The 14,303-nt window shown below is 69.4% G+C and carries 16 protein-coding genes; 5 read left to right on the top strand and 11 right to left on the bottom strand.

Going from position 1 to position 14,303, the window contains the following annotated elements; genetic code table 11:
- The first annotated feature begins 248 nt into the window (after nucleotides 1-248).
- The 3 genes from thiE to sugE are packed head-to-tail and all read left to right on the top strand — an operon-like array spanning nucleotide 249 to nucleotide 2,499.
- Nucleotides 249-887 (top strand): thiamine phosphate synthase, encoded by a 639-nt coding sequence (thiE, locus tag IWH25_RS02480; protein ID WP_203387784.1) that lies wholly within the window; start codon nucleotides 249-251, stop codon nucleotides 885-887.
- Nucleotides 884-2,164 (top strand): glutamate-1-semialdehyde 2,1-aminomutase, encoded by a 1,281-nt coding sequence (gene hemL / locus IWH25_RS02485; protein WP_203387785.1) that lies wholly within the window; start codon nucleotides 884-886, stop codon nucleotides 2,162-2,164. The genes thiE and hemL overlap by 4 nt, the downstream gene beginning before the upstream one ends.
- Entirely contained in the window at nucleotides 2,161-2,499 is a 339-nt protein-coding gene (gene sugE, locus IWH25_RS02490; RefSeq protein WP_203387786.1) for a quaternary ammonium compound efflux SMR transporter SugE, read from the top strand. Before hemL ends, sugE begins: the two co-directional genes overlap by 4 nt.
- Here the strand turns inward: sugE and corA are convergent, their stop codons facing one another.
- The 7 genes from corA to IWH25_RS02525 all read right to left on the bottom strand — a co-directional run bounded on the left by corA (nucleotide 2,500) and on the right by IWH25_RS02525 (nucleotide 9,386).
- Complete coding sequence (corA, locus tag IWH25_RS02495; protein WP_203387787.1) at nucleotides 2,500-3,462, bottom strand: magnesium/cobalt transporter CorA; 963 nt, start codon at nucleotides 3,460-3,462, stop codon at nucleotides 2,500-2,502.
- 330 nt (nucleotides 3,463-3,792) lie between these two features.
- Entirely contained in the window at nucleotides 3,793-4,488 is a 696-nt protein-coding gene (gene mtgA / locus IWH25_RS02500; protein ID WP_203387788.1) for a monofunctional biosynthetic peptidoglycan transglycosylase, read from the bottom strand.
- The gene (gene aroE, locus IWH25_RS02505; RefSeq protein ID WP_203387789.1) at nucleotides 4,485-5,300 is read right to left on the bottom strand and encodes a shikimate dehydrogenase; all 816 of its coding nucleotides are present in this window, start codon (nucleotides 5,298-5,300) and stop codon (nucleotides 4,485-4,487) included. The genes mtgA and aroE overlap by 4 nt, the downstream gene beginning before the upstream one ends.
- Before the next feature lie 10 nt (nucleotides 5,301-5,310).
- A complete protein-coding gene (locus IWH25_RS02510; protein WP_203387790.1) occupies nucleotides 5,311-6,195 on the bottom strand; it encodes an energy transducer TonB in 885 nt (294 codons plus the stop codon).
- A gap of 1 nt (nucleotide 6,196) precedes the next feature.
- Nucleotides 6,197-8,107, bottom strand: a complete 1,911-nt coding sequence (locus tag IWH25_RS02515; RefSeq protein WP_203387791.1) for a ribonuclease catalytic domain-containing protein — start codon at nucleotides 8,105-8,107, stop codon at nucleotides 6,197-6,199.
- 8 nt (nucleotides 8,108-8,115) lie between these two features.
- Complete coding sequence (locus tag IWH25_RS02520) at nucleotides 8,116-8,697, bottom strand: YqiA/YcfP family alpha/beta fold hydrolase (RefSeq protein ID WP_238998975.1); 582 nt, start codon at nucleotides 8,695-8,697, stop codon at nucleotides 8,116-8,118.
- Complete coding sequence (locus IWH25_RS02525; RefSeq protein ID WP_203387792.1) at nucleotides 8,694-9,386, bottom strand: XRE family transcriptional regulator; 693 nt, start codon at nucleotides 9,384-9,386, stop codon at nucleotides 8,694-8,696. The genes IWH25_RS02520 and IWH25_RS02525 overlap by 4 nt, the downstream gene beginning before the upstream one ends.
- Before the next feature lie 208 nt (nucleotides 9,387-9,594).
- Here IWH25_RS02525 and IWH25_RS02530 point away from each other — a divergent pair, with 208 nt between their 5' ends.
- Nucleotides 9,595-9,906, top strand: a complete 312-nt coding sequence (locus IWH25_RS02530) for a ubiquitin family protein (RefSeq protein ID WP_203387793.1) — start codon at nucleotides 9,595-9,597, stop codon at nucleotides 9,904-9,906.
- On the opposite strand, the gene ubiT is transcribed toward IWH25_RS02530, so the two are convergent.
- From ubiT to ubiU, 3 genes are read right to left on the bottom strand one after another with little or no spacing between them, the layout of a single operon-like run.
- Nucleotides 9,893-10,372, bottom strand: coding sequence for a ubiquinone anaerobic biosynthesis accessory factor UbiT (gene ubiT / locus IWH25_RS02535; protein WP_203387794.1), 480 nt, complete (start codon nucleotides 10,370-10,372; stop codon nucleotides 9,893-9,895). The genes IWH25_RS02530 and ubiT overlap by 14 nt on opposite strands.
- A gap of 2 nt (nucleotides 10,373-10,374) precedes the next feature.
- Nucleotides 10,375-11,280 (bottom strand): U32 family peptidase, encoded by a 906-nt coding sequence (locus IWH25_RS02540; protein ID WP_203387795.1) that lies wholly within the window; start codon nucleotides 11,278-11,280, stop codon nucleotides 10,375-10,377.
- A 27-nt stretch (nucleotides 11,281-11,307) separates the two neighbouring features.
- Nucleotides 11,308-12,321 (bottom strand): ubiquinone anaerobic biosynthesis protein UbiU, encoded by a 1,014-nt coding sequence (ubiU, locus tag IWH25_RS02545; protein ID WP_203387796.1) that lies wholly within the window; start codon nucleotides 12,319-12,321, stop codon nucleotides 11,308-11,310.
- Nucleotides 12,322-12,543: 222 nt separating this feature from the next.
- On the opposite strand from ubiU, the gene IWH25_RS02550 reads away from it, so the two are divergent.
- A complete protein-coding gene (locus tag IWH25_RS02550) occupies nucleotides 12,544-13,446 on the top strand; it encodes a response regulator (RefSeq protein WP_203387797.1) in 903 nt (300 codons plus the stop codon).
- Between the two features lie 6 nt (nucleotides 13,447-13,452).
- Here the strand turns inward: IWH25_RS02550 and IWH25_RS02555 are convergent, their stop codons facing one another.
- A complete protein-coding gene (locus IWH25_RS02555; protein ID WP_238998976.1) occupies nucleotides 13,453-14,298 on the bottom strand; it encodes an SCO family protein in 846 nt (281 codons plus the stop codon).
- Between the last annotated feature and the right edge of the window lie 5 nt (nucleotides 14,299-14,303).

Raw genomic sequence — 14,303 nt, forward strand, 5'->3', positions numbered from 1 at the left:
TGTTCTCATCCAATTCATGGGCACGACGCTGTCGTCACGGGATGCAGCGCAAGGCGCGTCGGCGCTGCCTGGCTGATGCCAGGCAAGCCGAGGCAACACCGCGATGCGCCCGCGACGGCAGCGTCCCGGAGGGTTGCCCCGAGCCGGCGGCGCCCGCTTCGTTGCTCGGCTTGCCCGCACTCCAGTGCGGGCGGCGCCGCGCGTCTCGCGCTCACCGCCGGCTCGGGGCAACGCGCCCCACGAATTGAATGAGAACACGCCCTAAGCTGCGCGGACTGTACGCGATCACGCCGGAAGAGACGGACGAGGCGCGGCTGATCGCCATCGCCGGCGCTGCCGTGCGCGGCGGCGCGGCGCTGCTGCAACTGCGCGACAAGACGACCGACGCCGCCCGCCGCCTACGCCTGGCGACCGCGCTGCAGGCGCTGTGCCGCGAACACGGCGCCCGCTTCATCGTGAACGACGACCTCGAACTGGCGCGGGCCGTCGACGCCGACGGCGTCCATCTCGGCGCCGACGACGGCGACCTCGCCGCCGCCCGTCGCGCGCTGCCCGCCGGCAGGCTGCTCGGCGCCTCGTGCTACGCCGACCTCGACACGGCGCGCCGCGCCGTCGCCCTGGGTGCCGACTACGTCGCCTTCGGCGCCGTCTGCCCGTCGCCGACCAAGCCGCAGGCGGTGCGCGCGCCGCTGGCCCTGCTCAGCCGCGCCCGCGCCGAGCTCGGCGTGCCGGTCTGTGCGATCGGCGGCATCACGCTCGCCGACGCGCCGCGCATCGTCGCCGCCGGCGCCGACCTGCTCGCCGTCATCAGCGACCTTTTCGCGGCGCCGGACATCGCCCGGCGCGCGCAGGACTACCAACGATTGTTCCAGGAGCCGACAACATGACCTCCCGCAACCAGCAACTCTTCGAAGCCGCCCAGCGGCACATCCCCGGCGGCGTCAACTCGCCGGTGCGCGCCTTCCGCTCGGTCGGCGGCGTGCCCTGCTTCTTCAAGGAAGGCAAGGGCCCGCACGTGTGGGACGCCGACGGCAAGCGCTACACCGACTATGTCGGCTCGTGGGGCCCGCTGATCCTCGGCCATGCCCACCCCGACGTCGTCCGCGCGGTGCAGGAAGCGGCCGCGCGCGGCCTCTCCTTCGGCGCACCGACCGAGGCCGAGATCGAGATGGCCGACCTGCTCTGCGAGCTGCTGCCGAACGTCGACATGGTGCGCCTGGTGTCCTCCGGCACCGAGGCGACGATGAGCGCGATCCGGCTGGCCCGCGGCCACACCGGCCGCGACGTGCTGATCAAGTTCGAGGGCTGCTACCACGGCCATTCCGACAGCCTGCTGGTGAAGGCCGGCTCCGGGCTGCTCACCTTCGGCAACCCGTCCTCCGGCGGCGTCCCGGCCGACCTCGCGCAGCACACGCTGGTGCTCGACTACAACGACCCGCAGCAGCTGGCAGAGGCCTTCGCCAAGCACCCGGACCGCATCGCCGCGGTGATCGTCGAACCGGTGGTCGGCAACATGAACCTGATCGCGCCGAAACCCGAGTTCCTGCAGGCGATGCGCGAGCTGTGCACCCAGTACGGCGCGGTGCTGATCTTCGACGAGGTGATGACCGGCTTCCGCGTCGGCCCGCAGTGTGCGCAGGGCTACTACGGCATCACCCCGGACCTGACCACGCTCGGCAAGGTGATCGGCGGCGGCATGCCGGTCGGCGCCTTCGGCGGCAAGCGCGAGATCATGGAAAAGATCGCCCCGCTCGGCCCGGTCTATCAGGCCGGTACGCTGTCGGGCAACCCGGTGGCGGTGGCCGCGGGCCTCGCGACGCTGAAGCTGGTGCAGCAACCCGGCTTCTACGAAGCGTTGACGCAGAAGACGCTGCGCCTGACCGACGGCCTCACCGCGGCGGCGAAGAAGCACGGCGTCGACTTCGTCGCGCAGTCGGTCGGCGGCATGTTCGGCCTCTACTTCGCCAGGGAATGCCCGGCGACCTACGCGGCGGTGCTGGAGTGCGACAAGGAAGCCTTCAACCGCTTCTTCCACGCCATGCTGGAGGCCGGCCACTACTTCGCGCCGTCGGCCTTCGAGGCCGGCTTCGTCTCGGCCGCGCACAGCGACGCCGACATCGACGCGACGATCGCCGCCGCCGACGCCTGGTTCGCCCGGCAATGACGCAGACCGTCGCCTGGCTGGTGCTGCTCGTCGCCGGGCTGTGCGAGATCGGCTGGGCGGTCGGGCTGAAATACACCGACGGCTTCTCGCGGCTGTGGCCGTCGCTCGGCACCGCCGTCGCGATGGTCGCCTCGGTGGTGCTGCTCGGGCTGTCGCTGAAGGCGCTGCCGCTGGGAACCGCCTACGCGGTGTGGACGGGGATCGGCGCCGTCGGCACGGCGATCCTCGGCATCGTCCTGTTCAACGAGCCGCGCGATGCGCTGCGGCTCGCCTGCATCGCGCTGATCGTCGCCGGCATCGTCGGCCTCAAGCTGGTGACGCCGGCGGGCGATTGATTACCTGAGCCAGCCCTTCTTGCGGAAGTACCAGAAGGGCAGTGCCACCGACACCACCATCAGCCCGATCGAGAACGGGTAGCCGAGCTTCCACTTCAGTTCCGGCATGAAGTCGAAGTTCATGCCGTAGATGCTGGCAATCAGCGTCGGCGGCAGCAGCGCGACCGAGGCCACCGAGAAGATCTTCACGATCTTGTTCTGGTTGATGTTGATGAAGCCGACGGTGGCGTCCATCAGGAAGTTGATCTTGTCGAACAGGAACGAGGTGTGGCCGTCGAGCGAGTCGATGTCGCGCAGGATCTGCCGCGCCTCCTCGGCCTGGTCGGCGGTCAGCAGGCGGTTGCGCATCAGGAAGGAGACGGCGCGCCGGGTGTCCATCACGTTGCGGCGGATGCGCCCGTTCAAGTCCTCCTCGCGGGCGATGTTGGCCAGCGCCTCGGCCGCGTCCTCGTCGGTCAGCGGGCTCTTCAGCACCTGGCGGCTGACCGCCTCGAGCGCCTCGTAGACCTCCTCCAGCGCATCGGCGGAATACTCGGCGTCGGTCGCGTAGAGGTCGAGCAGAACGTCCATGCAGTCCGCGACCGAGCCCGGCTTCAGCCGCGCGCGCATGCGCACCAGGCGAAACACCGGCAGATCCTCGTGGTGCAGGCTGTAGAGCACATCGTTCTTGAGCATGAAGGCGACGCGGACGTTGCGCGCGCCCTCCTCGTCGTCGAGCAGGAAGTCGGAGCGGATGTGCAGCTCGCCGTTCTCTTCCTGGAAGAAGCGGGCCGACGCCTCGATGTCGCCGACCTCGTCCTCCTCCGGAATCTCGGTGCCGAACACCGCCTGCACCCAGTCGCGCTCCTGATCGGTCGGCGAATCGATGTCGATCCAGATCGGCTTGGCCTTCGCCAGGTCCTCGCGCGATTCGACGTGAATCTGCTTGAGTCGGCCGTTGGCGAGCTCGAAGGCGTTGATCATTGCATGCTCCTCGCAATCTGCCGCGCCGCCATCGCCGGCGGCGCAGCCAATAAAACCGGCGACCGCGCCGTGGCGGGCGCCTGTCGCGATGTCTGTCGATGGAGTGCGCGGGGAGGAATCCCCGGAAAACGCACCATCCCTGGGAGCGGCGGGATGGTGGCGAGCTGGCGGCCGACCTTATCCCGTCGCGGTGCCGGCCTGAGCCGGCCTGTTGCTACAAGGGCAACTGTCCACGTGGGTGACCCCGGAAATGAGATGCGGCGGAGTTTACAACGTTTGTGCGGCCGCAACAATTACGGAAACGTTACGCCGCACGCTTTGCGCGCGGGATCAGGGAACGGCGGCCGCCGGCATGCGCGCGAGGATGATCTCGGCCTTGCGGGCGAGCCCCGGCGCGCCGCGGTTGCGGTCGTAGAAGCGCGGGCTGGGCACCATCGCCGCCAGCCGCGCCGCCTGCTCCGGACCGAGCTGGCCGGCGCCGACGCCGTAGTAGTGGCGGGCGGCAGCCTCGGCGCCGAATACGCCGTTGCCCCACTCGATGACGTTCAGATAGACCTCGAAGATGCGACGCTTGCTCCACACGGCCTCGATCATCAGCGTGATGATCGCCTCCTCGCCCTTGCGCAGCAGCGAGCGCGTCGGCGTCAGGAAGAGGTTCTTGGCGAGCTGCTGCGAGATCGTCGAGCCGCCGGCGACGGCGCGCCCCTTCTTCTCGTTCTTCTCCATCGCACGCTGGATGCCCTCCCAGTCGAAGCCCTCGTGGTGCACGAACTTGGCGTCCTCGGCGGCGATCAGCGCACGCTTGAGATGGATCGAGATGCGCTCGTAGGGCAGCCACTGCTTCTTCAAGGCCGCGTTCGGCTGCTTCGCCTGCAGCTCGGCGAGGCGGATCTCCATGAAGCGCGTGGTGCCGGGGTTGAACCAGCCCCAGTAGAGCACCCAGCCGAACAGCCAGAGCAGGTAGGCGAGGAGCAGCGCCAGCAGCGCGAGCAGCGTGCGGCGCAGCCAGCCGGAGATGCGCTTCATGCCGCGCGCAGCGCGGCGAGGACCGGCAGCGTATCCGGGCGCACGCCGCGCCAGACGAAAAAGGCCTCGGCGGCCTGCTCGACCAGCATGCCGAGGCCGTCGGCGAGGCGTGCGACGCCGAGCCGGCGGGCATGGGCGAGGAAGGCGGTGTCGCCCTTGCCGTACATCATGTCGTAGGCCAGCGCGTCCGGCGAGAAAACCCCTTCCGGCAGCGGCGGCACCTCGCCGGCGAGGCTCGCCGCGGTGGCATTGACGACGACGTCGAAGCTCTCGCCGGTGAGATCGGCGAAGCCGCAGCCGCGCACCGGGCCGACCTCGGCGAAATGCAGCGCGAGATCCTCGGCGCGCGCCGCGGTGCGGTTGGCGATCACCACCGCCTCCGGCTCGCGCTCGAGGATCGGCCCGAGCGCGCCGCGGGCGGCGCCGCCGGCGCCGAGCAGCAGCACGCGGCGGCCGGCGAGCGGTGTCTTCAGGTTGAACACCAGGTCGCGCACGAGACCGGCGCCGTCGGTGTTGTCGCCGACGATGCGGCCGTCGGCGAAGGACAGCGTGTTCACCGCGCCGGCCAGCCGCGCGCGGTCGCTGTGCGCGTCGCACAGACGGAAGGCCTCTTCCTTGAACGGCACGGTGACATTGGCGCCGCGCCCGCCGGCGGCGGCGAAGGCGCGCACGGCGGCGGCGAAGCCGTCGAGCGGCGCCAGCCGCGCCTCGTAGACGAGGTCCTCGCCGGTCTGCCGCGCGAACAGCGCATGGATCGCCGGCGACTTGCTGTGGCCGATCGGGTTGCCGATGACGCAGTAGCGGTCGCTCATACCGACTCCGTCAGCGCGTCTCGAGCGCGTCGCCGCGCGTGAAGGACCAGGTGCGCGTGATCTCGATGATGTCGGTGTCGCGCCGAATGTCCGGCGGGAACGGCGCATACGGCGAGGCCATCTGCACGATGCGGCGCGCCGCATCGTCGAGCGTCCGGTGCCCGGAACTGCGGTTGATCTCGATCTTCTGCACCACGCCGTCGCTCTGGATGCTGACCGAGAGGACCAGGCTGCCGTAGAGCTTGCCCTTGGCCGCCTCGGGGTAGTTCAGCGTGCCGACGCGCTCGACCTTCAGCCGCCAGTCCTCGACGTACTGCGCGAAGCGGTACTCGTCGGCGCGCGTGCCGATGTTCTTCTTGCGCGGACGCTTGTTGTATTCGTCCACGTTCCGTGCGATCTCCGCCTCCATCCGCGCCATCGCCAGCGCCGACGACGCCAGCTCGCGCCCGGACAGCGCCGGCACCGGTTCCGGCTGCGCTTCGCGCTGCTCCTGCGGCGCCGCCGTCGCCTTGCTGCGCGCCTCGGCCAGCAGCTTCTGCTGGCGTGCCTCCAGCTCCTGCACGCGGCGCTGCTTCTGTTCCAGGTCGGCCCCCGCCTGCTGCCGCGCCGACGGCGGCAGCGGCGTCTTCGCCCGGCGGTTGTCGTCGACGTTGCCGCCGCCGTCGAGGTTGGCCTGCGCCAGCGCCTGCGCTTCCGACGGCCGGCGTGCCGACTTGCTGTTCACCAGGATGATCTCGAGCGCCTTGTCCTTGACCGCGCGCGTCGCGTCGGGGAACTGGAAGTTCAGCGACAGCAGGCCACCGTGCAGCAGCAGCGAGGCGCCGACGGCCAGCCACAGCTTGCGGTCCGTCGCCGGGTCGCGCAGCGCCAGGGGCATCGGCAGCGCGGTCGCCATCTCAGTCGCCTGCCGCCTCGTCGTCGGCGACGGCCTCGGCCGCGCCGAGGGTTTCCAGATGCCGGCAGTCGAATTCCAGCGTCAGCTCGTCGATCTCGCCGAGCGCGAGGCGCACGCGCTGCCCCGGCGGCAGCTCCGGCAGCGACGGCACGCGCTGCAGCAGCGGCAGGTGGTCGAGCTTGACCAGGTTCTCGCGGCGCACGGTCGCGTCGATCTCGGTCAGCCCCTGCTGGCGCAGCCAGCGCAGGCACCAGTAGCGCTCCATGCCGCGCTGGAATTCGGCGTAGGCGGCGTAGGTCAGGTCGAAGTCGCGCATCGCCGCGAACAGCGCGTCGTTGCTGGTCTTGCCCTTGCCGCCGAAGTGCGGCGTCAGGTCCTGCAGGTGGGCGATCAGCTGCCACTGGTTGACCAGGTCGACGTAGCGGCGCAGCGGCGACGAGGACCAGGCGTACTGCGCGACGCCGAGGCCGTCATGCGGCAGCGGCGAGGTCGTCATGCGCACCTTGCCGGCGGTCTGCGCGCGGTAGATGGCGGCGATCCCCTTCTCGGCCAAGAGGCCGCCCCAGGTGCTGTTGGCGACGATCATCAGCTCGGCGACCAGCTTGTCGAGCGGGCTGCCGCGCTTCCGTTCGCTGATCTCGACGCGACAGTGCTCGGCGTCGGCGAGGTCGCCCTCGATCGCGAAGTTGTAGTCGTTCACGCCCTGCACCGCCGAGGGCTTGCCGCGCCGCCCCTCGCAAGCGCAAGCCAGCTGCCAGAGCAGCTTCAACTCGTCGCAGAAGGCGAACTCGGGCAGGCCGGCGGCCAGCGTGGCCTCGTTGAACAGCGGCTCGATCTCGTGGTGGCGCAGGTTGGCGACCACCGGCACGATCTCCAGCCGCGACTCGTGGCCGGTGATCTCCAGCTCCGGCGAGACCGTCAGGTACAGCGACACCGCCGGGCAGTTGCGGCCGGCCGACAGCGTGAAGCGCTCGACCACCGCATCGGGCAGCATCGTGATCTTGTTGCCCGGCATGTAGACCGTCGACAGCCGCTCGCGGGCGACCGCGTCGAGCGGCGACCCGGGCAGGATGCCGAGCCCCGGCGCGGCGATGTGGATGCCGACGCGCCAGCCGATGCCGGGCAGCGCCTGCACCGAAAAGGCGTCGTCGATCTCGGTGGTCGCCGCATCGTCGATCGAGAAGGCGCGCACCTCGGCGCGCGGCAGGCCAGCACCGGCCTCGGGCACCGCGCAGTCGGGGAAGCCGGTGCCGCGCGGGAAGTATTCGTTGAGGAAGCGCTGGAAGTGGTAGTCGTGCGCCGAGCGGATCGCGCCGCAGCGCGCCAGCAGGTGCACGGCGGCAACGCCGAGGTCGGCGCAGGCGGTCTCCAGCGCCTTGGTCTCCGGCTTGTTGCGGTCCGGCTTGTAGAGCAGCTCGCGCAAGAGCGGCGGGAACTCCGGCGGCAGCTGCCCGCCCTTCAGCGTTTCGACCATGCGCTCGATGGCGAGCGCTTGCTGACGCTTCTTTTCAAGACCGGCCAAAGCGGCTGCCAGAATGTCGGCAGGCGCCTTGCGGAAGCGGCCCTTGCCCTTGCGATGGAAGTAGACGGGCGCTGCGTGCAGGGCCAGCAGGATCGCAGTCGCTTCGACCGGCGAGGCTTCGTGGCCGTAGTAGTCGCGGGCAAAATCAAGAAAAGAAAATTCGCCATCGCCAGCACACTCCCAGAGAAACTCGGCCTCGATGCCCTCGGCCACCGGCTCCGCGGCATCGAGCAAGGCGCTCGCCGCAGGCTCCCTGAACCGCAGCAGCACGTTCGCCGCCTTGATCTTGGCGCGCTTCCCGGAAACCATCTCGACCTGCAACGACGCGTCGTTGTCGGCGAGAAGTGAGCCGGCCTTGAAGGCGCCGTCTTCTTCGAATAGAACAAACATCCTGCGGATTATAACCCGCAGAATTCAATGATTTGCGGCACGAAATCGGGAAAGCGGGTGAAGCTGTGGTCGCCGCCGGGCAGCACCGTCTGCCGGCAGCCGGCGTAGCGGCTGACCGCCGCCCGATAGTCGAGCAGCTCGTCGCCCTCCTCGACCAGCAGCCAGTAGCGTTCCGGCGTGATCCGCGGCACCTCCAGCGCGCGCAGCGTGGCGATGTGCGCCGCGGTGAATTCGAAGACTTCGCCGCTGTAGAGATTGGTCTGCGGCCCGACGTAGGCCTCCAGCGACAGCGGCGCGACCACCGCCGGGTTGATCAGCACCGCCGGCAAACCATATTTTTCGGCCAGCCAGGTCGCGTAATAGCCGCCGAGCGAACTGCCGAGCAGCGTGCACGCGGGATGCTCGGCGAGGATCGCCTCGGCCTGCGCAATGGCGACGGCCGGGTCGTGCGACAGCGCCGGGCAGTGGAAGCGGTCGGCGAGGCCGCGCTCGGCCAGCGCCGCGCCGAGCAGGCGGGCCTTCCAGGACTGCGGGGAGGAGCGGAAGCCGTGCAGGTAGAGCAGCGACGGCGAACCGGCAGCGAGGCTCAACGTCCGACCAGCAGGCGCCCGACGACGTGGCCGACGACCTCGATGCCGCTCGCTGCGAGCGCCTCCTCGGACAGCGTCTCGCTGCCGAAGCGGTTGTTGTCGCAGATCAGGCGCAGCCCGTCGACGGTGCCGCGCTGGATGCGGCGGACGACCAATGCGCCGTGCACGCGCAGTACATAGACGCCGTTGCCGACGAGGCGGTTGACGCGCGGGTCGTAGAAGACGACGTCGCCCGGGCGCAGGTAGGGGTCCATGTCGTCGGAGGCCATCCGCATCGCCGTCACGCCGCGCGGCAGGCCGACCTCGCGCAGCGCCTCCGGCAGCATATACAGCGAATGCGCCTCGTCCGCGTCGCTGCCGTGGATGTCGATCACCGTATAGCGCTCGTCGATGGCGTGCGCGCCGGTGCTCTGCGCGCCGACCACCAGCTGCTCGACGGTGGTGTTGAGGGTTTCCGCGATCTCCGGCAGCCGCGCCAGCTCGGGCACGCCTTCGCCGCGCAGCCAGTTGGCCGCGGTGTTCTGGCTGACGCCGAACAGCTCGGCTACCGCCGTCACCCGGCCGTAGCCGACCGGAATCGCCCCGCGACGATCCAGCGCCGCATTCAGGTTCTCCGCGAACTGCTTGCGGAACGCCTTCTGCCGCTGCGCCTTGTCGTCCTGATTGTCGAGTTGGATGACCGTATTCATGCGCCGATTATAGAACGCCTTTTTGCCGCGGCGGCCAAGGGAAGAAAACCAACGTGATACGAATTCCCTGAACAACCAGGGAGATGCAGAAACCGGCAAGGCTGGCGGCCGCGGCGCTCCAGCCCGCGCCCACATGCCCCCCGCCCCGGAACACCCTCCCGCCAGCCGCGGTCTGAGCTATAAAGAATGGTGTAAGAGGAGATTGACCATGATCGACGCACCGGTTGTTTCCATCCACATCCCGCCGCCGCTGCGCCCGCTGGTGGAAGGTCACGAGGAAGTTACCGTCAGCGGCGAGACGGTCGGTGAGGCGCTGCATGCGCTGGAGCATGCTTACCCGGTGCTGACCGGCAAGGTGCTCGGCAACAATGGGCAGTTGCAGCCCTCGGTCGACGTCTACCTCGGGCCGACCAGCATCCGCGCGCTGAACGGCGCGGAGACGCCGATCACCACCGAGGAGACGATCAGCATCGTGCAGCGCACGACGCGGGTGGTCGACGGCGAAATCAGCGTTGGCTGATGAAGGGCAGGCTGCGCGGCAGTTGCGGCAGGCGTGGCTTCAGCTGCGAGAGGTCGATCGCGTCGAGCATGTTCTTGACGATCAGGCCTAATTCGGTGTCGCCCTCGATCGACAGTTCGCGGTTGAAGAACAGCGTGTCCGGGTCTTCCTGCCGCGTCGCCACCTGCAGGAAGGCGGAGAGGTTGGCGCGGAAGGCCAGGTCCGGCGTGCCGGCCGGGCGGAACAGCGGGCGGAAGAAGCCGCCGCGGTAGGTGAAGGCGGCCTGGCCGCCGGTGTCGTAGACCTGCACGACGAAGGTCTTGCCTTCCATCGCCGCCAGGCTGTCTTCGGGCAACAGGCCCAGCTTCGCCGCGGCGTTGAGCGCGGTGGTCAGCGCCACCGCGTGCGGCCATTGCGGCAGCTTCTCGCCGATGCGGGCGATGAAGCCCGGCAGCTGGAATTTCGGAATCGTGAATCCCTGGTCCATGCTCATGCTCCTGTGAGTGCGGCGACGGCCTGCGTATGCCGCTGCGCGATGCCGGCGTCGCCGAACCAGTAGCCGTCGACGAGGCCTTCCGGGTTCCACGCGGCATTGGCCGCCGCCGGTTCGCCGCGGCGGGCGGCGTCGAAGGCGGCGACGATCTCGGCAGTATAGGCCGGCTGCGGGCTGACGCGGATGATGTCGATGCCCAGCTCGCGCAGCGTCGGCACTTCGGCGAGCAGGTTGTAGCTCTGCGCCGACATCGTCTGGATGCCGTTGATGGCGAGGAAGCTCTGCCCCTCGCGCGTCTTCAGCGTCATCCCTTCCGGGTGGTCGAGGCACTTGAACTGGCAGTCGTCCTTGTTCAGGTTGTAGTGGCGCGCGGTGAAGCAGCGCGCCGAGAAGGCGAGCGGCAGCTTGCCGAAGACGAAGACCTCGGTCTCGACGCCTTCCGGACGCGAGCGGTGCAGCGTCTCGACCAGCTTGCGGTCGGCTTCCAGCGGCGGCACCCAGCGCTTCAGTCCGTAGCGCGCGTAGGTGGCCAGCGTCGCCTCGTTGTAGATGTTGAGGTGCGGGCCGGCGACGAAGGGCAGCTTGCCCTGCACCAGGTTCACCGCGCCGAGGTCGTTGGCCTCGATCTTGCAGCCCGCCTCGTCGATCAGCCGGCGCATCGCCTTCAGGTCGCTCTCCGATTCGAGCAGCGCCTGCGCCGAGACGACGACTTCCTTGCCGGCGTCGGTCAGGTCGCGGGCGAGGCCGATCCAGTCGGCGGTGCGCAGCTGCTGCCGGCGCGAGCAGACGACCTCGCCGACATAGACGATGTCGATCGCCTCGTTCTGCGCCATCTCGGCGTAGAACTCCATGACTTCGGCCTTCGGCCAGAAATAGAGCAGGGGGCCCAGCGCGAGCTTCATGTTCTTCATCCGCAATTCAGGAAAAAATCACCGCCACGGGCGGTTGTAGGCGCCCAGCGTCGCCTGGTTGCCTTCCGAGACCTTGGCCAGCTCGGCCTGCCAGGTCGGCTTGACGTGGTAGCGCTCGCTCTCGTTGGCGAAGGCGTCGAGCGCGGCCCTGAGCGTGCGCGTCACCTGCGTCACATAGGCCGGGCTGCGCTGGCGCCCCTCGACCTTGATCGCCTTGACGCCGATCTTGATGATCTCGGGCAGGATCTCGAGCACGTTCAGGCTGGTCGGCTCCTCGAGCGCGTAGTAGGTTTCCCCCTGCACCTCGAAGCGGCCCTTGCACAGCGTCGGGTAGCCAGCCGGCTCGTCGTCGGCGAAGCGGTCGATGAGGATGCCGTTCAAGCGCGTGTCCATCTGCCCCGGCTTCTTGTCCCATTTCACGTATTTCGCCGGCGAGCAGGCGCCGACGGTGTTCGGCGATTCGCCGGTGGCGTACGAGGACAGCCAGCAGCGGCCCTCGTTCATCACGCACAGGCTGCCGAAGCCGAAGACCTCGATCTCGACCGGCGTGTTTTTGATCACGTGCTCGACCTGCGCCAGCGTCAGCACGCGCGGCAGCACCGCGCGCAGCACGCCGAATTCGCGGTGGGCGAAGTTGATCGCCTCGTAGCTGGTCGCCGAGCCCTGTACCGACAGGTGCAGGCGCTGCTGCGGGTGGCGGTTGCGCGCGTAGTCGAGCAGGCCGACGTCGGCGAGGATGATCGCGTCCACTCCGAGGCCGACGGCGCCGTCGACCGCCGCCCGCCAGTCGGCGACGCGACCTGGCTGCGGGAAGGTGTTGATCGCCATCAGCACCTCGCAGCCGCGGTCGTGCGCATAGCGGACGCCATCGGCCATGGTCTTCGCGTCGAAGTTGAGGCCGGCGAAGTTGCGGGCGTTGGTGTCGTTCTTGTAGCCGAGGTAGACGGCGTCGGCGCCGTTGTCGACGGCGGCCTTCAGCGCCGGCAGGCTGCCGGCGGGGCAAACGAGGTCCGGCAGGGCGGAACGGTCCATGGTTTCTGCGGAGGAAATACGGGAAGCTGGGCAGTCTACCGCCGCCCCGGCAAGCGCCCCTTGATGTGGGTCAATAGCGCTTTCGGCGCATGAGTGAGCTCAATCAAGGACAAGTGCATATATACTGCGTTTTCGCCGCCCCGGTGTCCGCGCAGCCGACCGCCGCCACCGCACAACAACAGGAACGGCGCCGCGACCACAACCCGAGGAGACAACCGCGCCATGGCCCCGACCCGCATCCTGACCGTAGACGACGAGCCGCTGAACCTGGCGATCATCGAGGAATACCTGTCGGAAGAGACCGACTACCGGCTGGACAGCGCCGGCGACGGCGAAGCTGCCTGGCAGGCGCTGACAGGCGCCAACGCGCCGTACGACCTGGTCATCCTCGACCGCATCATGCCGGCGCTCGACGGCCTCGAGCTGCTGCGGCGGATGAAGGGCGACCCGCGCTTCGCCGGGATTCCGGTGATCATGCAGACCGCGGCCTCGACGCCGGAACAGGTACGCGAAGGGCTGGCCGCCGGCGCCTACTACTACCTGACCAAGCCCTACGAACCGGAGACGCTGTGCGCGGTGGTGCGCGCGGCGCTCGGCGACCAGCGCGCGCTGCGCAGCGCGGTGAACCGCGCCGGCAGCATGGAGCGGGCGTTCCAGCAGCTGTCGTCGATCGAGTTCAGCTTCCGCACGCTGGACGAGGCGCGCACGCTCGCCGAGTTCCTCGCCGGCCTGTGCCCGAACCCGCAGGCCGCGCTGTTCGGCATCAGCGAGCTGATGGTGAACGCCATCGAGCACGGCAACCTCGGCATCAGCTATCGCGAGAAGACGCTGCTGCTGATGGAGAACGACTGGCACGCGGAAATCGGCCGCCGCCTGGAACTGCCGCAGTTCCGCGCGCGCGTCGCGCACGTGCGCCTGGAGCCGCAGCCCGACTGCCTGCGCTTCACGATCAGCGACGCCGGCGCCGGCTTCGACTGGCAGCGCTACCTGGACTTCGATCCGACGCGGATCTTCGACCCGAATGGCCGCGGCATCGCGATGGCGCAGCGCACCAGCTTCGCCAGCATCGAGTATCCGGGCTGCGGCAACGTCGTCGTCGCCACGGTCAGCCGCAAGCCGTCCTGACGCGGCCTACGGCACCGCCTGCAGCTGGTCGGCGATGCGCCGGGTCAGGTCGGCGACCGGCAGCGCATAGGGGAAGCGGGCGAGCAGGCGGCCGTCCGGCCCGAGCAGGAACATCCCCGCCGAATGGTCGACGGTGTAGCGCTCGGCCGGCGCCCCCGGCTCGCGCACCTTCTCGTAGCGCACCCTGAAGTTGTCGGCGACGCCGCGGACCAGCTCCGGCGAGCCGGTCAGGCCGAGGATGCGCGCATCGAAGGTGGCCGTGTATTCCTTCAGCAGCGCCGGCGTGTCGCGCTCGGGATCGACGGTGACGAACAGCGGCTGCACGCGCTTCGCCGATTCGCCGAGCGCCTTCAGCACCGCCGCCATCTCGGCCAGCGTCGTCGGGCAGACGTCCGGGCACGAGATGTAGCCGAAGGTGATCAGCTGGAAGCGGCCGCGGAAATCCTGGTCGGTGACGGTGCGGCCGTGGTGGTCGGCGAGCAGGTAGCGGGGAACGACCTCGCCGGCTGCTGGCGGCTCGGCGCCGGCGTCGCGCGCCGACGGATAGGCCAGGCGCAGTTCGAGCACCGCCGCGTCGACCTCGGCCGCCAGCCGCCGGCGCTCGCCGCACGCGGCCGGCGACAGGAAGCTGCGGTTGGTTTCCGCCTCGAAGCGCTCGCCGACCTCGCGCGTCTTCGGCGCCAGCGCGACCAGCGCATTCTTCGCCTGTGCCGCCACGTCCATCTGCTTGCAGGCCAGCGCCTGGCCGTTGAGCCGGCCGAGCCGGGCGACCGCGGCCAGCCCGTCGGCCTCGGCGGCGTGCGCGGGAACGAGCGCGGCGAGCGCGAGGGCGAGGGACAGGGGGCGTTTCATCGCGG

Source organism: Azospira restricta, assembly GCF_016858125.1.
GTDB classification, from domain to species: domain Bacteria; phylum Pseudomonadota; class Gammaproteobacteria; order Burkholderiales; family Rhodocyclaceae; genus Proximibacter; species Proximibacter restrictus.